Below are 19,882 nucleotides of genomic sequence, written 5' to 3' on the forward strand. Positions count from 1 at the left end.
GGGGCGGTGGGTTCGAGAACCCACCCCAAGGTATCGGCGGTAGGGTGGGTTCTCGAACCCACCGCCTGGAACAGGCGCGAACCAGCGGCCCGGTTACTTGCAAATGTGCAGAATCGTCGCTTCCATCCCGCGCCCGGCCTCGAGGATGCGCGCCCGCGTCGGCCCATCGATATCGCGGAAGCGGTAGGCGAAGCGGTTCGATTGCGGCCCGCGCGGCAGCACGCGCACGCCCTGCACACCTTTTTTCGCCAGTTCGGCCGCCAGCGTGCGCGCCGAGGCTTCGGTCTTGAAGGCGCCCAGCGACACCGCCCAGCGCAGCGGCGAATCGCCCTGCATGACGAAATAATCGCTGATGCCGCGTTCGCGCAGCTCGGCCACGCGGCGCTCGGCGCCTTCCTTGCCGCCGTTCGGCGGCAGGTAGACCAGGTGGCTGGTCACTTCCTGGTAGGGCACGGCCAGGCGCATCTGGCGCGCGCCGAGTTCCAGGCGCGCCAGGCGGGTCTCGAAACGGCGCGCGTCGGGCGGGGCATAGGCTTCGGTCTCGAGGCAGGCATAAGCCGGAGTTGGCGGCGCCGCCGGTTCGGGGGCCGCCGGTTCGGGTGCGGCCGGCGCTTCTTCGGCCTCGGCCCCGCTGTCCTCGGTCTTGGCGGCGGCAGCCAGTGCCTGCGCCTGTTCGCCGGATAGCAGCACCAGCTTGTCGGCCGCCAGCTGCCTGGTCAGGCGCGCGGGCTCGCGCACCTCGCCGTCGGCGCTGCCCAGCAAGCCGCGGCCATAGGCGAACAGCAGCGCGTTCGCGGCCAGCAAAGCCCAGAATACGAATTTCAGCACGCCTCAGCCCCCATAGTCCGATTCTCCCTGCGCCGCATCCGCGCGCGCCACCGCGTGCAGACCGACCAGCACGATATTATCGACCAGCTTGTACGCAAGCTTGAGCGCGGGAGCGATATACGGCGCCGCGCCGCCCGAGAGGACGCAGGCCGCGCCGCCATGCCCGGCCACCGCGCGCTCGATGGCGCCGGCCTGGGCCGACAGGCAGCCCGAGACGATCGCATCGTTCGTGTTGTCGGCAAACAGGGGCGGGGGCGCCGCACCCGGCATGGCCTGGGGCAGCTGGGCCGTGTTGCGCGCCAGCGCGCCGGCCATCAGGGCCAGGCCCGGCAAGATCATCCCGCCCAGGAAGCGGCCATCGGGCGTTACCGCATCGACCGTGGTCGCGGTGCCGCAGGTGGCCACCACCAGCGCCTGGCCCGGCGCCAGCGCACGCGCGCCGATGGCGGCGGCGAAACGGTCGCAGCCCAGGCGCGCCGGTTCGCGGTAGCCGTTGACCAGGCCCGCGCGTTCGGCGCTGGAAGCGAACCAGTCGACCGCGATCGGCCCGAGCAGGGCCGCCAGGCGTTCGCGCAGCGCGGGCCCGGCCACGTTCGAGACGATCGCCCGCGTCACCCCGTGCGCCTGCCATTCGCCGGCCAGCGCATCGAGACCGTCGTGCAGGGCCGCGCCGCTGGCGATCCAGTTCCCCGGCGCCGCACTGTCCCGGGCCAGCGCCCACTTCACGCGCGTATTCCCGGCATCGACCAGCAGCAGCATGCTCACGACGCTTTCATCCGCAACGACACATCGCCGGCCAGCACCGTGATGCGGCCTTCATGCGTGTCGAGCAGCAGGCGTCCCGTGTCGTCGACACCGGCGGCCGCGCCTTCGTGCAGCACCTTGCCGGCGTCGAGGATGACCACGGTTTCTCCTTGCCAGGCGTGGCGCCGGTTCCAGCGCGCGGAAAAGGCCTTGAAGCCGGCGCCGTCGAATTCGCGCAGGGCGCCGGCCAGGCCGTCGAGCAGGGCCGCCATCAGCGCGTTGCGGTCCATCCGCGCCAGCCAGGGCAGGGAAGCGATGCTGCGCCCGAGCAGGGCCTCGGTTTCGTCGGGCATCAGCAAATTCAGGCCGATGCCGATCACGGTCCAGACGCCGCCGCCGGGGGCGCCCTGGGTCTCGATCAGGATGCCGGCCAGCTTGTCGCCGTCGCGCAGCACGTCGTTCGGCCACTTCAGGCCAACCTGCACGCCGAGTGTATCCAGGGTCTCGGCCAGCGCCACGCCAACCGCCAGCGGCAGGCCGGCCAGGCGCTGCACGCCGCCGTCGAACTTCCACGCCAGCGAAAACGTCAGCGAGCCTTCGCTCGAGGACAGCCAGCTGCGTCCGGCGCGGCCGCGGCCGGCGGTCTGGTTGCGCGCCACCAGCAGCAGCGGGGCATCGAGCGAGGCGGCGCGCGCCAGCAGGTCGGCATTCGTGGAACCGGTTGTCTCAACCACTTCCACCGCCACGCCGGCCTGCGAGCGCGCGCCGATATCGAGAGCGGTCATGGGCGTCAGCAGGGGCGCGATCATGCGGCCTCCTTGCGGCGTTTCTGGGGCGCGCGCGAAAACATCAGGTCGAACAAGGGGTTCGGCAGGGCGCGCAGCAGCCTGGCGACGACGCCCATCTGCCAGGGCAGCACGCGGTAGCTGTCGCCGCGCGCGATGGCGTTGGCGGCCCTGGCGGCGAAGCGTTCGGCAGGCATCAGGAAAGGCATGGGAAAACGGTTGTTGCGGGTCATGGGGGTATCGATATAGCCGGGCACGATGGTGACGACCCGGATCGCGGAGCGCTTCAGTTCCAGCCGCAGCGATTCGCAGTAGGCGTGCACGGCCGCCTTCGAGGCGCAGTAGGCGCCGGCGCCGCGCATGCCGCGTACGCCGGCCACGCTGCCGACCGCCACCAGGCGGCAGGGCGTGCCCTGCACCTTCATCTGGAAAATGAAAGGCGCGAAGGTGGCGACGGTGGCGTTGACGTTGGTGGCGAACACCGAGGCGAAGACCGGCAGGTCTTCAGGCCTTTCGGTCAGGGTGCCGTGCGAGATGCCGGCGCTGGCGATCACGATGTCGGCGCCGCCGCAGGCCTGCATGAAGTCCTGGGCCGCGGCGTCGAGGGCGGCGTGGTCGAGCACGTCGAGCGCATAGCTGCGGTGGCGTTCGGGGTGCGGCAAGGAGGCGATCAGCTCGGCCAGCAGCTCGCCGCGGCGCGCCACCAGGCCCAGTGTGGCGCCGCGCGCGGCATACTCGCGCGCCAGTGCGGCGCCGATGCCGCTCGAGGCGCCGGTGATGAAGACGCGGTCTGCACGACCCCCGCGGGTCATTTCTTGTCCGCTCGGGCTTTCGCGACCAGTGCGTCCATCACCCCCAGCGCCACCTGCTGCTGCTCGGTTTCGGTGCGGGCGCCGGTGTCGCCTTTGTTCGCCATCGAAGGCGAGGTGACGAAGCGGCCGTCGATGGCCACGAAAGGCCAGTGGTCGACCTTGTAGGCGTCCATCATCGAGGCGGCGTGGCGCAGCTTGCCGCTCACGCCCATCGAGCGGTAGGTGTCGGTGAAGCGGGCGCGGTCGATGCCGGCTTTCGCCGCCCAGTCGAACACTTCCTCGTCGTCGGCGAAGCGCAGGCGCCCTTCATGGATCGCGGCAAAGGCTTTTTCGTGGTACTGGCCGAGCAGGCCCATGGCGTCGAGCGTGTAGAACAGGCGCTGCTGCGGCACCACGCGCGGGCCGGCCGACACGTGCACGCGCTTGAAGACGATGTTGTTGCCCTGCTTTTTGACCCACTCCGACAGCAGCGGCTCGAAGGCGTTGCAGTGCGGGCAGTAATAGGCGAAGAACTCGGTCACTTCGACCGCCTTGCCGGCCTGGGTTTCCTGTTGTTGCGGCAGGACCTGGTATTGCACGCCTTCTTTCGGCGCGGCCGGCGCAGCGGCGGCGGGGGGAAGGAGCGCCGTGGCGCCGGCGAGGACGAGGGCGCTGCACAGCAGGCGGCGAAGCAGGTGCATCGAATTCTCCTGGTTGCTTATTTCTGGTTGCGGACGATGGCGACGTCGATGCCGCTGTCGAGCAGCTTGGCGCGCGCCTTGTTGACGGCTTCGACCTGGTTGAATGGGCCGAGGCGCACGCGGTGCAGCACGCCGCTGTCGCTGGTGCGGTCGCTGATCGCGGCTTCGAAGCCGAGCAGGGCCAGCTTGGCGCGGGTGTTCTCGGCGTCCGACATTTCGCGGAAGGCGCCGGCCTGCAGATAGTAGACGTACTTGTCGTCGCCACCGGCGCTGGCGCCGGCGGCGTTCTGCGCGGCGGCGGCAGCGGCGGCAGGAGCGGCGGCCGGAGCCGGAGCCGGAGCCGGTGCGGCGGCCGGGGCCGCAGGCCTGCGCTCGGCGGCCTCGCTCATGCCGGCGATCGCTTCGCCGAGCGGATCGGCTTCGGTGGCGGCGGCCGGCGCCGGGGCCGGTGCGGCCGCTTTCGCGGCCTCGCGCTCGCTCAGCTGCTTGTTGGCCTGGCGCGCGGCGTCGCGGCTGCCGTACAGCGGCTTGTTCGGATCGCTGGCCTGGCTCGGGTCGAGATCGGCCGGGCGGCCCATCTTGTTCGAGCGGTCGGTGAAGGGCGAGGCGCCCTTGGTGATCATCAGCGCCACCGCCACCGCGATACCCAGCCCGATGATCAGGCCGATGATGATGCCGGTCAGGGTACTGCCGCGCTGGCGGGAAGGGAAACGAATGGTGGCGGTCATGGTTGCTGTGCTTATGCTGGTTGATCGGCTGGTGCGGCGTCCTGGTCGTCGCTTGGCGCGCGTTCCATCTTGTTCGGCGCGGACACGCCGATCAGGGCCAGGCCGTTGCGCAGCACCTGGCGGGTGGCGGTGGCCAGGGCCAGGCGCGCCAGCTTGAGCTGCTCGTCGTCGTCGAGCAGCCACTTGTGGGCGAAGTAGTAGCTGTGCAGTTCGCCGGCCAGTTCGCGCAGGTAGAAGGCCACCTGGTGCGGGCCGAGTTCGGCCTGGGCGCGCGCCAGCATTTCCGGGTAGGCGGCCAGCTTCGACAGCAGGCTCGCTTCGTGCGGCGTGGTGAGCACCGACAGATCGGCGTTCGCCAGCGTGGCTTCGTCGCCGCCCCAGTTGCTGAGGGCCGAGCAGATGCGCGCGTGGGCGTACTGCACGTAGTAGACCGGGTTTTCGTCCGAGGTCTTCAGCGCGACGTCGACGTCGAACACGAACTCGGTGTCGGCCTTGCGCGAGATGAGGAAGAAGCGCACGGCGTCGCGGCCGCGCGTGATGTCGCCGTTGCCCGACCATTCGATCAGGTCGCGCACGGTGACATACGAACCGGCGCGCTTCGAGATCTTGACCTCTTCGCCGTTCTTCATGACGGTGACCATCTTGTGCAGCACGTAGTCGGGGTAGCCCTGCGGGATGCCGATGTTCACGGCCTGCAGGCCGGCGCGCACGCGGGCAATGGTGCCGTGGTGGTCGCTGCCCTGGATGTTGATGGCCTGGTCGAAGCCGCGGCGGAATTTCTGCATGTGGTAAGCCACGTCCGGCACGAAGTAGGTGTAGCCGCCTTCGGACTTGCGCATCACGCGGTCCTTGTCGTCGCCGTAGTCGGTGGTCTTCAACCACAGGGCGCCGTCCTGCTCGTAGGTGACGCCGGCGTCGACCAGGGCCTGGACAGCTTCGTCCACTTTGCCGTCGGCATACAGCGAGGACTCGAGGTAGTAGTTGTCGAACTTGACGCCGAAGGCCTGCAGGTCGATGTCCTGCTCGTTGCGCAGGTAGGTCACGGCGAAGCGGCGGATCGATTCGATGTCCTCGATATTGCCGCTGGCGGTGGCCGGTTCGCCGTCGCTGGCGGACACGGTTTTCTTCGACAGGAAGTCGTCGGCGATGTCCTGGATGTAGTCGCCGTTGTAGGCCGATTCGGGCCATTCGGCGTCGCCCGGCTTGAAGCCGCGTGCGCGCGCCTGCACCGAGGTGGCCAGGGTGGCGATCTGGACGCCGGCGTCGTTGTAGTAGAACTCGCGCGTCACCTGGTGGCCCTGCGCCTCGAACAGCGAGGACAGGGCGTCGCCCAGCGCGGCCTGGCGGCCGTGGCCAACGTGCAGCGGACCGGTCGGATTGGCCGACACGAATTCGATGATGGCGTGGTGGCCCGCGCCGGCCGTGCCGCGCCCGAAGGCCTCGCCCTGCTCGAGGATGCTGCGCACCACCGACTGCTTGGCGCTTGCCGCCACGCGCAGGTTGATGAAGCCGGGTCCGGCCACCTCGGCCGCTTCGACCAGGCCGGCGGCCTGCGGGTCGGCCAGCAGGGCCGCGACCAGGCGCGTGGCCAGTTCGCGCGGGTTGGTCTTCAGTGGCTTGGCCAGCTGCATGGCGATGTTGCAGGCGATGTCGCCATGCGACGGATCGCGCGGGCGTTCGAGGACGATGTTTGGAACGAGATCGGTGCCGGCGACGATCGGCGCAAGGGCGGCCTGGAACAGGGCAACGATCGCTTGTTTTTGTTGGGCGAGCATGGGTAATGTACGGTGAGTTCGAATGGGGCGGTGGCGCGCGGCCACGGCAATCAGGATTCATTATACTGGTTTGCCGCAACGCCGAATATGCCCCGCGGCCGGGCCGCGGCCCGGGCTTTAAGCGCAGCCAAAGGCTGTACCGTTACAATGTCGCCTTTCCGTATTGACCCGTAACCATGACCGACAAGCGCCCTACGCTCACCATCAAACCCCAGTCCGGCGGCGCCGCCAAACCGGCGCCGAAGAAGGTGGGCAATCCCGCGGCCCGGTTCGCCCAGCCGGCCGGCAAGCCGGCGGCCAAGCCTGCGGCAAAGGCGGCCGCCCCGGGAGCGGGGCAGGGCCGGCCGGCAGCAAAGGCCGAAGCCGGGCCGCAGGCGCAGCGTCCCCAGCCACCCCGCGCGCAGCCGAAGGAGCAGGTGCGGGAACGGCTGCAACCCAGCTACGAGGTCCAGCAGCACTTCCAGCCCGACTACGTGCCGAACCTGCCGCCCGATTCGCTGGCGCTGGCCCTGCTCGGCGCGTCGAACGCCATCGCCCAGGTCGGCGCCGGCACCGCGCTGCCCCAGGCCTTGTCGCATGTGTTTACGACCTTCGGCGTCACGCCCCAGGCGCGCGGCGCGATCCAGGACCTGGCCTACCGCAGCATGCGCCAGATGGGCCGCAGCGAAACCCTGCTCGGCCTGATGACGACCAAGGCGCCGGACGCGCCGCAGCTGTCCGGCCTGCTGTGCTGCGCGCTGGCGCTGCTCGACCCGGCCGAGGGCGAGGCGCCCTACGAAGCCTTTACCGTGGTCGACCAGGCCGTCACCGCGGCCGCCAGCCACCCCGACTTCGCCCACGCCAAGGCGATGGTGAACGCGGTGCTGCGGCGCTTCCTGCGCGAGCGCGAAGCACTGGTGCGGCAGGCGCTGGCCGATCCGTTCGCGCAGTGGAGCTACCCGCAGTGGTGGATCGACGCCACCCGCGCCGCCTACCCGAAAGACTGGGAAGCCATCCTCGCGGCCGGCAACACCCATCCGCCGCTGACCCTGCGCGTGAATACCCGCAAGACCTCGCTCGAGGCCTACGGGCAGCGCTTGCAGGAAGAGGGCGTCGCCTTCGATCAGGTCGGCCCGCAGGCGCTGCGCCTGCGCCAGGCCGTGAACGTGGCGCAGATTCCCGGCTTCCACGACGGCCTGGTGTCGGTGCAGGACGCCGGCGCCCAGCTGGCCGCGCCGCTGCTCGACCTGCGCGATGGCATGCGCGTGCTCGACGCCTGCGCGGCGCCGGGCGGCAAGAGCGGCCACATCCTCGAACTCGCCGACGTGGAACTGACCTCGGTCGACGCCGATCCGCAGCGCCTGAAACGCGTCGGCGACAACCTCGGCCGCCTCGGCCTGGAAGCCGCGCTGGTGGCCGCCGAAGCGCAGACCCAAGGCTGGTGGGATGGCCGTCAATACGATCGTATCCTGGCCGACGTGCCGTGCACGGCCTCGGGCATCGTGCGCCGCCACCCGGATATCCGCTGGCTGCGCCGCAAGACCGACACGCGCCAACTTACAACACTTTCCGCGCAGATACTCGACAATCTTTGGCAGATGCTGCGGCCCGATGGTAAATTGCTGTTTGTGACATGTTCGCTCTGGCCCCAGGAATCGGAGGCGCAGGCGGCCGCGTTCGCGGCGCGCCACGACGACGCCATCCGCCTCGATGCGCCAGGCCAGCTGCTACCCATGAGCGGCGCCGGGCTGGATCATGACGGTCTGTTCTATGCGCTCTTCCACAAGAAGGGTGCGTAGTACGCTCCACAATTCGCTCGATTAATTTAGGTTCCGGCCACCTGTGACTTTACGATTTTTCCGCCTCCTCGCCTGCCAGTTGCTGCTGGTCTTCGCGTGCGCAACGGCGCAGGCGGCCGACGGGATCGACATCACGATGGCGAAAATCGAGGCCGGCGACGATGGCTACCGGCTCGCCGCCAACTACTCGTTCGACCTGAGCCGCGAGCTCGAAGACGCCCTGCAGCACGGCGTCAAGCTCTACTTCACCACCGAGATCGAACTGGTGCGCCCGCGCTGGTACTGGCGCGACGAGCGCGCCGTGTTCGCCAAGCGCACCGTCAGCATCTCCTACGACGTGCTGCTGCGCCAGTATTACGTGGCCGCGGTCGGCAGCGTCCAGCAGACCTTCCAGACCCTCGACGAGGCGATGTTCCAGATCCGCCGTCCGGGCCGCTGGTCGATCGCGCCGAAGGGCGCCCTGAAGCACGGCGAGACGTATGAAGTCAGCCTGCGCATGTTCATGGACCGCGACTACCTGCAGAAACCCCTGCAGGTCAGCGCCTTCTCGAATTCCGACTGGCGCCTCGCCTCGAACCGGAAGACCTTCAATTACCGTGCGGAGTAAAGGGAGGGCGGCGTGAACCAGGCCATGCGCTACGCGCTGGTGGTCGGCGGGGCGGTCGTCTCGATCCTGCTGTTCCTGCTCGCCTCGGCTTCCGACAACTCCGGCTTCTTCGACCGTTACTATTCCTGGCTGCTGGGGCTGAACGCCACCATCGCCTTCCTGCTGCTGATCCTGGTGGTGGTGGCCCTCGGCCGCCTGTACTCGCGCTATAAGGCCAAGCGCTTCGGCTCGCGCCTGATGGCGCGCATGGTGCTGCTGTTCGCCGGCATCGGCATCCTGCCCGGCCTGGTGATCTTCATGGTGTCGGTGCAGTTCGTCTCGCATTCGATCGAATCCTGGTTCGACGTCAAGATCGAGGCCGCGCTGTCCTCGGGCCTGAACCTGGGCCGCGCCGCGCTCGACGAAGCCCAGGCCGACCTGGTGGCCAGCGCCCTGACCGTGTCGGCGACCCTGTCCGGACAGAGCGACTTCGGCGCCCAGCTGGCGCTGTCGCAGGCGATCCACGGCATCGAAGGCATGCAGAGCGCGATGCTGCTCGACGCCGACGGCAAGCTGATGGCCAGCGCCAGCGAGGACCGGCGCGCCGACCTCACGCCCGACCTGCCGACCCCGCAGATGCTGCGCCAGGCCGCCATGCCGGGTGGTTATGCGCGGCCCGAGGGCGGCATCGAGCTCGACTTCCGCGAGGCCGGGCTCGACTCCCAGAATGCCCTGGACGCCGCCACCGGCCTGCGCCTGCGCGTGGTGCTGGCCGTGCCCGAGCCGCCCGGCATGGCGCCGCGCTACCTGCAGATGATGCAGGCGGTGCCGGTGAACCTGGCCACGAATGCCGAAGTCCTGCGCAGCGCCTTCAGCGAATACCGCCAGCGCTCGGTGGCGCGCGAAGGCCTGCAGCAGATGTACATCCGCACCCTGACATTGACCTTGCTGCTGGTGATCTTCGGCGCCATCGGCACCGCGGTGCTGATGGCCGGTAACCTGGCCCAGCCGCTGCTGGTGCTGGCCGAGGGCACGCAGGCGGTGGCCGAGGGCGACCTGTCGCCGCGCCCGATCGTCGAGACCCGCGACGAACTCGGCACCCTGACCCAGTCCTTCAACGCCATGACCGGCCAGCTGTTCGAAGCGAGGAGCGCCGTCGAGCGCAACCGCGCGGCCCTGCAAAGCGCCAAGGCCCACCTGGAGTCGGTGCTGGCCAACATGTCGGCCGGCGTGCTGGTGCTCGACGCCGAAGGCACGGTCGTCAATTCCAACGACGCCGCCTGCCGCATCCTGCAGATGGAGCATGGCCACCTGAACGGGCCGCTGAACAAGATCGAAGGACTGGACGTGTTCGCCAACTGCGTCACGCGCGCCTTCTCGGCCCAGAGCGCGCAATCGGCCGCCGGCAGCGCGCGCCAGCGCACCCACTGGCAGCAGCAGATCGAGATCCCGCGCCCCGGCGAAGACCACGACACCACCTTGCTGACGCGCGGCTCGCGCCTGCCGGTGGGGGCGGGCAGCGGCTTCATCGTGGTGTTCGACGATATCTCGGACGTGATCTCGGCCCAGCGCTCGGTGGCCTGGGGCGAGGTGGCGCGCCGCCTGGCGCACGAGATCAAGAACCCGCTCACCCCGATCCAGCTGTCGGCCGAGCGCCTGCAGATGAAGCTCGAGGAAAAGCTCGATGAAGCCGACGCCGCCCTGCTGGCGCGCGCGACGTCCACCATCGTCAACCAGGTCGACGCCATGAAGCGCATGGTCGACGACTTCCGCGACTACGCGCGCACGCCGCCGGCGGTGCTGGAACCGCTCGACTTGAACGGGCTGATCGAGCAGATCCTGAACCTGTACCTGGCCGAGGACGCCTCCGACATCATCCACGCCGCGCTGGCGCCGAACCTGCCGCCGGTGATGGGCGACGCCACCCAATTGCGCCAGGTGATCCACAACCTGCTGCAGAACGCCCAGGATGCGCTGGCCGACCGTGGGCCAGGTTCGGCGTCGAATGCGCCCGCGCCGCGCATCGACGTCGCCACCGAGATCATCCGCTACACTGGCGCCGACGGCACGGCCGGCACCGCGGTGCGCCTGGCGATCATGGACAACGGTCCCGGCTTCGCGCCGAAAATCCTGGCGCGCGCGTTCGAACCGTATGTCACATCGAAGGCGCGCGGCACCGGCCTCGGCCTGCCGATGGTGAAGAAGATCGTCGACGAACATGGCGGCCGCATCGATATTCAGAACCGTCCGGACGGAAGTGGCGCGTCGGTATTCATTTTGCTGTTAAAGTTAGCACAAGAGGCGAACTTGGCCGAAGTGTAAATCAGGCATAAAATCACGACTGACGAATCACGGCAAACACGGGCGGAGACGGAAGGCAAAAGATGGCGAACATACTCGTAGTTGATGATGAAATGGGCATCCGCGAGCTGCTCTCGGAAATCCTGGGAGACGAAGGCCACGCAATCACGCTGGCGGAAAACGCGCAGCAGGCGCGCGAAGCACGCGCGGCAGGCGCACCCGACCTGGTGCTGCTCGATATCTGGATGCCGGATACCGACGGCGTCACCCTGCTCAAGGAGTGGCAGCGCGACGGCTTGCTGACGATGCCGGTCATCATGATGTCCGGCCACGCCACCATCGATACCGCGGTGGAGGCAACCCGCATCGGCGCCCTGAACTTCCTGGAAAAACCGATTGCCCTGCAAAAGCTGCTGAAGGCCGTGCAGCAAGGCCTCACCCGCGCCCAGGAAGTGGCGCGCGCACCAAGCCCGCCGCCGCGTCCGGTGATGCCGCCGCCCGTGATGGAGGCCATGCCGGTGGCCAGCGCCCCGATGTACGCGCCGCAGCCGATGCCGGCGCCGGTGAACGGCGCACGCGTGGGCGTGGTCGGCCATGGCGACACCCAGGGCTATACGCTGTCGTTCGATCTGCCGCTGCGCGAAGCGCGCGACGCCTTCGAGCGCATGTACTTCGAGCACCACCTGGGACGCGAAGGCGGCAGCATGACGCGCGTGGCCGAAAAAACCGGTCTCGAGCGTACCCACCTGTACCGCAAGCTCAAGCAACTGGGCGTCGAGCCGGGCAAGCTCGGCAAGCGCGGCGGGTGAGCGCGGCGCGCGTTCACGCTGCCTGCGCCCAGGCCGCTATCTGTTGATTCCCACTACCATCGTCACCGGGCCGGGCGCCGGCCGGCGCGAGGCGGCGATTGCCGCCCTGATCGACCCGGCCGGGGAGGGCGCCACGGCCGTCATCCTCGAAGGCCTGCCCGACGGCACACTCCTCCTGGACGCTTCTCCCACGCTGCTGCTCGCACGCATCGCGCCCGGTTGCCTTTGCTGCGCGGGAAATCTCGTGATGCGTGTTACATTGAATCGTCTTCTGCGCCAGCACCCGACACGCTTGTTCATCGGCCTGGCCAGCGGCGAACACCTAGGTCAGTTGCGATCATGGTTAAGCAGTTCACCATACGATCAATTGTTATCACTGACGCCGGACCGGCACACTTGAAATCGGTTCGCGCAGCCCCACCTCTTCACTGAAGTCGAAGCCAGCCGCCCGCCGCCGCGTGGCTGGTCCAACACTCTGATCGAGAGAAGGAGTCATCATGAACATGATCTATAACAGCGAACAGTACAGCGTGGTCGAATTTGGCGTCGATCGCGACCTCGAAGCCCTGCGCTTCGGCGGTTACGAAATCGTCGACAAAGCCGGCCGTCGCGAAGCGTTCATCGGCGGCAAACTGGCGCAGTCGTTCCGGCGCGACGTCAACAACCTGATCGCAAGCGAACCGACCATGGAAGAAATCGACGATTTCCTCGGCTCCTACGACACCCTGATGAGCCAACCGGTCGTCCTGCACTAAGCCTTATCCTGACAAGCCCAGCGCCGGCTACGTGGCCGGCGCCGCTTCCTCCTCCATCGCCATGGTAAGCTGCGCGCCATGTGCCAACTTCTTGCAATGAACTGCAATGTCCCGACCGACATTGTGTTCTCCTTCACCGGCTTCGCCCACCGCGGCGGCCGCACCGATACCCACCACGACGGCTGGGGCATCGCCTTTTTCGAGGGCGCCGGTGTACGCCATTTCGTCGACCACCAGGCCGCGATCGCCTCGCCGATTGCCGAACTCATCAAGCGTTACCCGATCAAGTCGACCAACGTCGTCGCCCACATCCGCAAGGCCACGCAAGGCCAGGTGGCGCTGGAAAACTGCCATCCCTTCGTGCGCGAGCTGTGGGGGCGCTATTGGGTATTCGCCCACAACGGCGATTTGAAGGAATTCGCACCAACACTCGATGGCGCCTTCCGCCCGGTGGGCAATACCGACAGCGAACTGGCTTTTTGCTACCTGCTGCAGGAATTGCGGCGCCGCTTCGGCGACAGCCAGCCCGGCCGCGACGACTTGCATGCGGCCTTGCAGGAACTGGTGCGCGAGATCGCCGCCTACGGCACCTTCAACATGATGCTGTCCGACGGCACGGCCTTGTTCGCGCATTGCTCGACCAAGCTCTGCTACATCGTGCGCCAGTATCCGTTCACGGCCGCCTGCCTGTCCGACGAGGATTTGTCGGTCGACTTTTCCCAGGTGACGACGCCGAACGACCGGGTGGCCATCATCGTGACGGAACCGCTGACCAACAACGAAAGCTGGACCCATTTCGAACCCGGCGAACTCAAGCTGTTCGTCGACGGCTCGCCGCTGGCGCTGTAAATTTGGCATTACGGCATCTTTTTTTGCCGCATGACGATGCCAAAAATCCACTAATTGCTGAGAATGGGGTAGAGTGGGCGGCTTGAACCTCTCCCCGGGAACGCGATGACCGATACCGCCAGCCTCGACCAGGCATCCCAGCCTCTGCAGCTACGCAATTTCTACCTGGCGCGCCAGCCCCTGCTCGACCGCAACCAGGCCTTGTTCGGCTACGAACTACTGTTCCGTAACCGCGCAGACGGCAATGCCGACATCGATTCGGGCCTGGCCGCCAGCGCCGGCGTGCTGGCCCACGCGGCCCAGCTCGGCCTGCCGCGCGCGGTGGGCGATGCCGTCGCTTTCCTGAACGTCGATACCGACGTGTTGATGAGCGACATCTTCGCCTTCCTGCCGCGCGAGCGCACCGTGCTCGAACTGACGGGCTCGGTGGAAGCGACCGACGCCGTGCTGTGGCGCCTGGCCGAGCTGGCCGGGCATGGCTTCCGTTTCGCCGCCGAGGCCTCCAGCCACGGCAACCGCCTGGGCCGCCTGCTGCCGCTGCTCGACTTCGTGAAGGTCGACTTGCGTGCCACCCCGGTGGTGACCATGCTGGCGATCGTGCCGCGCCTGCGCGGTACCGGCAAACGCCTGATCGCGGAAAAGGTCGAGAGCCAGGCCGAGTACCGCACCTGCCTCGATCTCGGTTTCGATTACTTCCAGGGCTATTATTTTGCCAAGCCGTCGGTGCTGGCGGGGCGCAAGCTGTCGCCCTCGCAGGTGGCGCTGATGGAGCTGATGAACCTGGTGACCTCGGACGCCGACAACATCGAGATCGAGCGCGCCATCAAGCGCGATGTCTCGCTGTCGGTGAACCTGCTGCGCATCGTGAACACCCCGGCCGCCGGCCTGCGCCAGCGCATCGATTCCCTGAGCCAGGCCCTGATCGTGCTGGGCCGGCGCCAGTTGCAGCGCTGGCTGCAGATCATGCTGTATGCCGAGCCAGGCACGCGCGGCCATACCCAGACGCCTTTGCTGATGCTGGCCAGCACCCGTGCGCGCCTGATGGAGCTGCTGGCCCAGCGCCTGCGCCCTGGCCAGCGGCAGGTGGCCGATGTGGCGTTCACGGTCGGCATCATGTCGCTGATGGATGCGCTGTTCTCGGTGCCGATGGCCGACCTGGTCGAGCAGATTCCGGTGAGCGACGAAGTCGCAAGCGCGCTGGTCAAGCGCAGCGGCTTCTTCGGCGAACTGCTGCGCCTGGCGGAATCGCTGGAACGGATGGAAGAGGGCGACGAGATGCTGCCGGTGCTGGGCGAGCTGGCCGACAGCGGGGATGAGCTGGTGGAGCTGGAAATGGCGGCCTTCGAGTGGAGCGAGAAGGTGGTGCGCTACGCGTTGTAGTCGTAATGCGAAGTAAATGACGCTTGGCGTTGCGACCGGTCTTCCGCCACAGGCCTCGGATATCGTAGGGTGGGCGCCCCGTGCCCACGCGTGAACCGCGAACATTGTTGGCCCACTTTTGTGCCAACACTTTGCAAATATTACGCGTGGGCACGGAGCGCCCACCCTACAATCATCACCGACAACGGACGTGCAGCGTGAAGCGCCGTGTTCGCTCCTACGTTCCGGCCCACTGCTGATGCAGGTCCGGGTCGGTACGCATCTCCCACAAACCCAATACGATGGTCGCCAGCCCGACGATGAGCATGCTTGCGCTCATGGGACGGTCGGAAATCACATCCACCAGCCAGGGCGACACCGCCACCCAGGCGCCGACGATGATGTTCACGAGCACGGCCCAGACGTAGGTCTTGTAGAGGTCGAACGCGGCCAGCGCCGCGATGATGGCGCCGGCGATGAAGGCATTCACCGCCGGCGGCGATTCGCTCGGGTAGCCCAGCACCCAGGGCGAGACGAACAGCCAGACGCCCAGCAGCAGGATTGCCTGATCCTGCCAGCGCCTGGTGGAAAGATGCATTGCCATGGCTTTCTCCGGTTACGGACCGAGGTCCCTCAGGTTAGGCAATCGAAAAACCGGAAAGTTCTGTCGATCCTGATCGGTACTTGCTGCTGCCAGGGTTGTGCAGGCAAACGCGGTTTGGCAAGGAGTGGATGCTCAGCGGCCGCGGGCGGGGCAATTGTTTCGGGGTAAGCAGCGAAAAACGCCCGGCGTCGGCGGGGCAATTGTTTTGAGTAAATGCGTTTGCTGGGGGAGGGGGCCTCAGGGGCCTTCTGCAATCGTGTCTCGTTTGGCCTGTGCATCGCGTCGCATCTTGTCTCGTTTTGTCTCGAAAAAAAGCGAGACAAGAAAAGACAGGACGCGACAGCTTTTACACGTCAAACAAGACAGTTTTGTAGAGCGGGGCTGGTGGGGCACCCGCCATCGCTCCCGTGGCGGGAACGATAGCGCTTGCCTGTCGACAGCGGGGCCACCTCTCGCGTCCCGCTCCGCCTGCGTCCTGCTGTCAGGCTTATGACAGATTCGGCGCCAGGTGGCGTTCGAGTTCCGTCTTGTCCATGCCGCGGCGCTGCGCCATGTCCTCGACCTGGTCGTCGTTGATCTTGCCGACGACAAAATACTTCGATTCCGGGTGCGAGAAGTAGAAGCCCGACACCGCCGCGCCCGGATACATGGCATACGACTCGGTCAGCTGCATGCCGATCTCTTCGGCCTGCAGGGTCTCGAACAGCTCTTTCTTGACCGTGTGCTCGGGGCAGGCCGGGTAGCCTGGCGCCGGGCGGATGCCGACGTAGTCTTCGGCGATCAGTTCCGCGTTGTCCAGGTCTTCGCCCGTCGCATAGCCCCACAGGTCGGTCCGCACGCGCTCGTGCAGCCATTCGGCAAAGGCTTCGGCCAGGCGGTCGGCCAGGGCCTTCAGCATGATCGACGAGTAATCGTCGTGCGCATCCTCGAAACGCTGCTCGTACTTCTCGATGCCGAGGCCGGCCGTCACGGCAAACATGCCGATGTAGTCGGCCACGCCGGTTTCCTTCGGTGCGATGAAGTCGGCCAGGCACTGGTTCGGGCGCTGTACGCCATCGACCACCGGCTTGACGCCTTGCTGGCGCAGGCCATGCCAGGTAAAGGCCACTTGCGCGCGCGATTCGTCGGTGTAGATCTCGATGTCGTCGTCGCGCACGCTGTTCGCCGGCAGCAGGGCGATCGCGCCGTTCGCCGTCAGCCAGCGGCCTTCGATGATTTTCTTCAGCATGGCCTGGCCTTCGGCAAACACCTTGGTCGCCGCTTCGCCCACGACGTCATCGGTGAGGATGGCAGGGTAGGGGCCGGCCAGGTCCCAGGTCTGGAAGAAGGGACCCCAGTCGATGTAGCGCGCCAACGTGCCGAGGTCGACGTTCTTGAACAGGCGGCGCCCGATGAACTTCGGCTTCACCGGCGCGAAGTCCAGCTTGGCCTTGTTGGCGCGCGCCTGGGCCAGCGTGACCGTCGGCAGCGCCTTCTTGCTGGCGTGCTGGACGCGAATGCGCTCGTAGTCGGCCTTGATCTCGGCCATGTACTGGGCGCGCGTGTCTTCGGTCAGCAGCGACTGGCCGACCGACACCGAACGCGAGGCGTCCGGCACGTAGACCACCGGGCCGTCGTAGTGCGGTGCGATCTTCACGGCCGTGTGGGCGCGGCTGGTGGTGGCGCCGCCGATCAGGAGCGGAATCTGGCGCTCGCGGAACCACGGATCGCGCTGCATCTCTTTTGCCACGTGGGCCATTTCTTCGAGCGAAGGCGTGATCAGGCCGGACAGCCCCACGATATCGGCGTTCTCTTCCTTGGCTTTGGCCAGGATGTCGGAGCAGGGCACCATCACGCCCATGTTCACGATCTCGAAGTTATTGCATTGCAGGACTACCGAGACGATGTTCTTGCCGATGTCGTGGACGTCGCCCTTCACGGTGGCGATGACGATCTTGCCCTTTGGCTTGGCGACGATGCCGGTGCGTGCTTCCTCCGCCGCTTTTTCTTCCTCGATGAAGGGCACCAGGTGGGCCACGGCCTGCTTCATCACGCGCGCCGATTTCACCACCTGCGGCAGGAACATTTTCCCTTGGCCGAACAAATCGCCGACGATGTCCATGCCGGCCATCAGCGGGCCTTCGATGACGTTGATCGGACGGCCGTTTGCCGCCAGCACGGCCTGGCGCGCTTCCTCGGTATCCTCGACGATCCACTGCGTGATGCCGTGCACCAGCGCATGCGCCAGGCGCTTTTCGACCGGGGCATTGCGCCATTCGAGGTTCTGCTCCTGCTTGCCGCCGCCGGCCTTCAGGGTGCCGGCGAATTCGATCATGCGCTCGGTGGCGTCCTCGCGGCGGTTCAGCACCACGTCTTCCACGCGCTCGCGCAATTCAGCCGGCAAGTCGTCGTAGACGCCGACCATGCCGGCGTTCACGATGCCCATCGTCATGCCGGCCTTGATCGCGTGGTACAGGAAGACGGTGTGGATCGCTTCGCGCGCCGGGTCGTTGCCGCGGAACGAGAACGACACGTTCGACACGCCGCCCGATACCTTGGCATGCGGCAGGTGGGTGCGGATCCAGCGCGTGGCGTTGATGAAGTCGTTGGCGTAGTTGTTGTGCTCTTCGATGCCGGTGGCGATCGCGAAGATGTTCGGGTCGAAGATGATGTCTTCCGGCGGGAAGTCCACTTTTTGCACCAGGGTGTCGTAGGCGCGCTTGCAGATCTCGATCTTGCGTTCGTAGGTGTCGGCCTGGCCCATCTCATCGAAGGCCATCACGATCACGGCGGCGCCATAGCGGCGGCACAAGACAGCCTGGCGCAGGAATTCCTCTTCGCCTTCTTTCAGCGAAATCGAGTTGACGATGGCCTTGCCCTGCACGCACTTCAGGCCGGCCTCGATCACGCTCCACTTCGAGGAGTCGATCATGATCGGCACGCGCGAGATGTCCGGTTCCGAGGCGATCAGGTTCAGGAAGCGCGTCATGGCCGCCTGCGAGTCGAGCATTGCCTCGTCCATGTTGATGTCGATGACCTGGGCGCCGTTTTCCACCTGCTGGCGCGCCACCGACAGCGCCTCGTCGAACTGCTCGTTCAGGATCATGCGCGCGAACGCCTTCGAGCCGGTGACGTTGGTGCGCTCGCCGACGTTCACGAACAGCGAGGATTCGTCGACCGTGAACGGCTCCAGGCCCGACAGGCGCATCGCCACCGGCACGTCCGGAATCGCGCGCGGGGTGGCGGTGGAGAGCAGGTCGGCAATCGCCGCGATGTGTTCCGGCGTGGTGCCGCAGCAGCCGCCGGCGATATTCACGAAGCCGGCGTCGGCGAATTCGCGCAGCAGGGCCGAGGTATCGGCCGGCAGTTCGTCGAAGCCGGTATCGCTCATCGGGTTGGGCAGGCCGGCGTTCGGGTAGATGCAGACGAAGGTGTTCGCGATGCGCGACAGTTCTTCCGCGTACGGGCGCATCAGTGCCGCGCCGAGCGCGCAGTTCAGGCCCACCGTCAGCGGCCTGGCGTGGCGCACCGAATTCCAGAACGCTTCCACGGTCTGGCCCGAGAGGATCCGGCCCGAGGCGTCGGTGACCGTGCCCGAGATCATGATCGGCTTGCGCGGCGTCTCCGGGTGCTCGTCGAAATACAGGTCGATGGCGAACAGCGCCGCCTTGCAGTTCAGGGTATCGAAGATGGTTTCAACCAGCAGCACGTCGACGCCGCCGTCGACCAGGCCGCACACCTGCTCGTGGTAGCTCGTGACCAATTGATCGAAGGTGATGTTACGCGCTGCCGGGTCGTTCACGTCCGGCGAAATCGAGGCTGTCTTCGGCGTCGGGCCGAGGGCGCCGGCAACGAAGCGCGGCTTCTCAAGCGTGGAATACTTGTCGCAGGCCGCGCGCGCGAGCTTCGCCGCTTCGACGTTCATTTCATAGGCCAGGTGGCCCATGTGGTAGTCGTCCTGGGCCACGCCCGTGGCGCCGAAGGTGTTGGTTTCGATCAGGTCGGCGCCGGCCGCGAGGTAGCGCTCGTGGATTTCCTGGATGACGTGCGGCTGGGTCAGGGTGAGCAGCTCATTGTTGCCCTTCACGAAAAGCTCGCGGTTGCCGGCGCCTTCGGGGGCGGCGAACGTGGCGAAGCGGCCGTCCGGGCCGCCGCGGTAGGCCGCTTCATCGAGCTTGTACTGCTGGATGATGGTGCCCATTGCGCCATCCAGGATCATGATGCGGCGCGACAGGATATCGCGCAGCTGGGTTTCGATCGGGGAGGTGGCGTGTTTCGGGACGGTCATGACGGGCTTTCAATAAGCGTGCGAGCGGGGTGGCACGGTTCGGGCGGTCTGAAATTATACGTCATCAAGGGCCTGGCTTCCCGCTGCCCGGTCCTGGCGGCGGCAGATTGTATCGTTATGTGTTTATACGGACGATTGTTACATGACGTTACAAAACCCGACCATTTAGCAATTTTACGGATACATACAGCGACGACAATAAATAAATGCCATAAGGAATGT

General features: G+C 66.7%; 17 protein-coding genes. 8 read left to right on the forward strand and 9 right to left on the reverse strand.

What is annotated here, in order from left to right; all coding sequences use genetic code 11:
- Window positions 1-93: 93 nt before the first annotated feature.
- The 7 genes from QPK31_RS21135 to argS are packed head-to-tail and all read right to left on the reverse strand — an operon-like array spanning window position 94 to window position 6,352.
- On the reverse strand, window positions 94-828 hold the full coding sequence (locus QPK31_RS21135; protein ID WP_290424857.1) for an SPOR domain-containing protein: 735 nt from the start codon (window positions 826-828) through the stop codon (window positions 94-96).
- Between the two features lie 3 nt (window positions 829-831).
- Window positions 832-1,587: a type III pantothenate kinase gene (locus tag QPK31_RS21140; protein WP_290424982.1), complete on the reverse strand. Its 756-nt coding sequence runs from the start codon at window positions 1,585-1,587 to the stop codon at window positions 832-834.
- A gap of 2 nt (window positions 1,588-1,589) precedes the next feature.
- The gene (locus QPK31_RS21145) at window positions 1,590-2,357 is read right to left on the reverse strand and encodes a biotin--[acetyl-CoA-carboxylase] ligase (RefSeq protein WP_374045831.1); all 768 of its coding nucleotides are present in this window, start codon (window positions 2,355-2,357) and stop codon (window positions 1,590-1,592) included.
- 20 nt (window positions 2,358-2,377) lie between these two features.
- Window positions 2,378-3,169: an SDR family oxidoreductase gene (locus tag QPK31_RS21150; RefSeq protein WP_290424859.1), complete on the reverse strand. Its 792-nt coding sequence runs from the start codon at window positions 3,167-3,169 to the stop codon at window positions 2,378-2,380.
- Complete coding sequence (locus QPK31_RS21155; RefSeq protein WP_290424860.1) at window positions 3,166-3,849, reverse strand: thiol:disulfide interchange protein DsbA/DsbL; 684 nt, start codon at window positions 3,847-3,849, stop codon at window positions 3,166-3,168. Before QPK31_RS21155 ends, QPK31_RS21150 begins: the two co-directional genes overlap by 4 nt.
- Before the next feature lie 17 nt (window positions 3,850-3,866).
- Window positions 3,867-4,577, reverse strand: a complete 711-nt coding sequence (locus tag QPK31_RS21160; RefSeq protein ID WP_290424861.1) for an SPOR domain-containing protein — start codon at window positions 4,575-4,577, stop codon at window positions 3,867-3,869.
- An 11-nt stretch (window positions 4,578-4,588) separates the two neighbouring features.
- The gene (argS, locus tag QPK31_RS21165; protein WP_290424862.1) at window positions 4,589-6,352 is read right to left on the reverse strand and encodes an arginine--tRNA ligase; all 1,764 of its coding nucleotides are present in this window, start codon (window positions 6,350-6,352) and stop codon (window positions 4,589-4,591) included.
- 176 nt (window positions 6,353-6,528) lie between these two features.
- On the opposite strand from argS, the gene rsmB reads away from it, so the two are divergent.
- From rsmB to QPK31_RS21205, 8 genes are all read left to right on the forward strand, one after another.
- Window positions 6,529-8,130 carry a 16S rRNA (cytosine(967)-C(5))-methyltransferase RsmB gene (rsmB, locus tag QPK31_RS21170; protein ID WP_290424863.1) on the forward strand — a complete coding sequence of 534 codons (1,602 nt, stop codon included), beginning with the start codon at window positions 6,529-6,531 and terminating at the stop codon, window positions 8,128-8,130.
- A gap of 43 nt (window positions 8,131-8,173) precedes the next feature.
- Window positions 8,174-8,737, forward strand: a complete 564-nt coding sequence (locus QPK31_RS21175) for a DUF4390 domain-containing protein (protein ID WP_290424864.1) — start codon at window positions 8,174-8,176, stop codon at window positions 8,735-8,737.
- A gap of 24 nt (window positions 8,738-8,761) precedes the next feature.
- The gene (locus QPK31_RS21180; protein WP_290424983.1) at window positions 8,762-11,038 is read left to right on the forward strand and encodes an ATP-binding protein; all 2,277 of its coding nucleotides are present in this window, start codon (window positions 8,762-8,764) and stop codon (window positions 11,036-11,038) included.
- 62 nt (window positions 11,039-11,100) lie between these two features.
- Window positions 11,101-11,826: a response regulator gene (locus QPK31_RS21185; RefSeq protein ID WP_290424865.1), complete on the forward strand. Its 726-nt coding sequence runs from the start codon at window positions 11,101-11,103 to the stop codon at window positions 11,824-11,826.
- Between the two features lie 43 nt (window positions 11,827-11,869).
- Window positions 11,870-12,226 carry a GTPase gene (locus tag QPK31_RS21190; RefSeq protein ID WP_290424866.1) on the forward strand — a complete coding sequence of 119 codons (357 nt, stop codon included), beginning with the start codon at window positions 11,870-11,872 and terminating at the stop codon, window positions 12,224-12,226.
- Window positions 12,227-12,323: 97 nt separating this feature from the next.
- Window positions 12,324-12,581: a DUF3567 domain-containing protein gene (locus QPK31_RS21195; RefSeq protein ID WP_027865841.1), complete on the forward strand. Its 258-nt coding sequence runs from the start codon at window positions 12,324-12,326 to the stop codon at window positions 12,579-12,581.
- Between the two features lie 78 nt (window positions 12,582-12,659).
- Window positions 12,660-13,430: a class II glutamine amidotransferase gene (locus tag QPK31_RS21200; RefSeq protein ID WP_290424867.1), complete on the forward strand. Its 771-nt coding sequence runs from the start codon at window positions 12,660-12,662 to the stop codon at window positions 13,428-13,430.
- 105 nt (window positions 13,431-13,535) lie between these two features.
- The gene (locus tag QPK31_RS21205) at window positions 13,536-14,810 is read left to right on the forward strand and encodes an EAL and HDOD domain-containing protein (protein WP_290424868.1); all 1,275 of its coding nucleotides are present in this window, start codon (window positions 13,536-13,538) and stop codon (window positions 14,808-14,810) included.
- Between the two features lie 217 nt (window positions 14,811-15,027).
- Here QPK31_RS21205 and QPK31_RS21210 read toward each other — a convergent pair whose 3' ends face one another.
- Both QPK31_RS21210 and metH read right to left on the reverse strand, forming a co-directional pair.
- Window positions 15,028-15,393, reverse strand: a complete 366-nt coding sequence (locus tag QPK31_RS21210) for an SPW repeat protein (protein WP_290424869.1) — start codon at window positions 15,391-15,393, stop codon at window positions 15,028-15,030.
- 487 nt (window positions 15,394-15,880) lie between these two features.
- Entirely contained in the window at window positions 15,881-19,660 is a 3,780-nt protein-coding gene (gene metH, locus QPK31_RS21215; RefSeq protein WP_290424870.1) for a methionine synthase, read from the reverse strand.
- Window positions 19,661-19,882 lie beyond the last annotated feature (222 nt).

This window comes from Massilia sp. YIM B02769 (assembly GCF_030411995.1).
Classification (GTDB): Bacteria; Pseudomonadota; Gammaproteobacteria; order Burkholderiales; family Burkholderiaceae_D; genus Telluria.

What these genes read in the sequence shown, in the direction of transcription:
- QPK31_RS21145 (WP_374045831.1), bottom strand. Translation starts at nt 2,357, where the DNA reads ATGACCGCTCTCGATATCGGCGCGCGCTCGCAGGCCGGCGTGGCGGTG.
- QPK31_RS21180 (WP_290424983.1), top strand. Translation starts at nt 8,762, where the DNA reads ATGCGCTACGCGCTGGTGGTCGGCGGGGCGGTCGTCTCGATCCTGCTG.
- rsmB (WP_290424863.1), top strand. Translation starts at nt 6,529, where the DNA reads ATGACCGACAAGCGCCCTACGCTCACCATCAAACCCCAGTCCGGCGGC.
- QPK31_RS21210 (WP_290424869.1), bottom strand. Translation starts at nt 15,393, where the DNA reads ATGGCAATGCATCTTTCCACCAGGCGCTGGCAGGATCAGGCAATCCTG.
- QPK31_RS21150 (WP_290424859.1), bottom strand. Translation starts at nt 3,169, where the DNA reads ATGACCCGCGGGGGTCGTGCAGACCGCGTCTTCATCACCGGCGCCTCG.
- QPK31_RS21140 (WP_290424982.1), bottom strand. Translation starts at nt 1,587, where the DNA reads ATGCTGCTGCTGGTCGATGCCGGGAATACGCGCGTGAAGTGGGCGCTG.
- metH (WP_290424870.1), bottom strand. Translation starts at nt 19,660, where the DNA reads ATGACCGTCCCGAAACACGCCACCTCCCCGATCGAAACCCAGCTGCGC.
- argS (WP_290424862.1), bottom strand. Translation starts at nt 6,352, where the DNA reads ATGCTCGCCCAACAAAAACAAGCGATCGTTGCCCTGTTCCAGGCCGCC.
- QPK31_RS21195 (WP_027865841.1), top strand. Translation starts at nt 12,324, where the DNA reads ATGAACATGATCTATAACAGCGAACAGTACAGCGTGGTCGAATTTGGC.
- QPK31_RS21185 (WP_290424865.1), top strand. Translation starts at nt 11,101, where the DNA reads ATGGCGAACATACTCGTAGTTGATGATGAAATGGGCATCCGCGAGCTG.
- QPK31_RS21200 (WP_290424867.1), top strand. Translation starts at nt 12,660, where the DNA reads ATGTGCCAACTTCTTGCAATGAACTGCAATGTCCCGACCGACATTGTG.
- QPK31_RS21160 (WP_290424861.1), bottom strand. Translation starts at nt 4,577, where the DNA reads ATGACCGCCACCATTCGTTTCCCTTCCCGCCAGCGCGGCAGTACCCTG.
- QPK31_RS21155 (WP_290424860.1), bottom strand. Translation starts at nt 3,849, where the DNA reads ATGCACCTGCTTCGCCGCCTGCTGTGCAGCGCCCTCGTCCTCGCCGGC.
- QPK31_RS21205 (WP_290424868.1), top strand. Translation starts at nt 13,536, where the DNA reads ATGACCGATACCGCCAGCCTCGACCAGGCATCCCAGCCTCTGCAGCTA.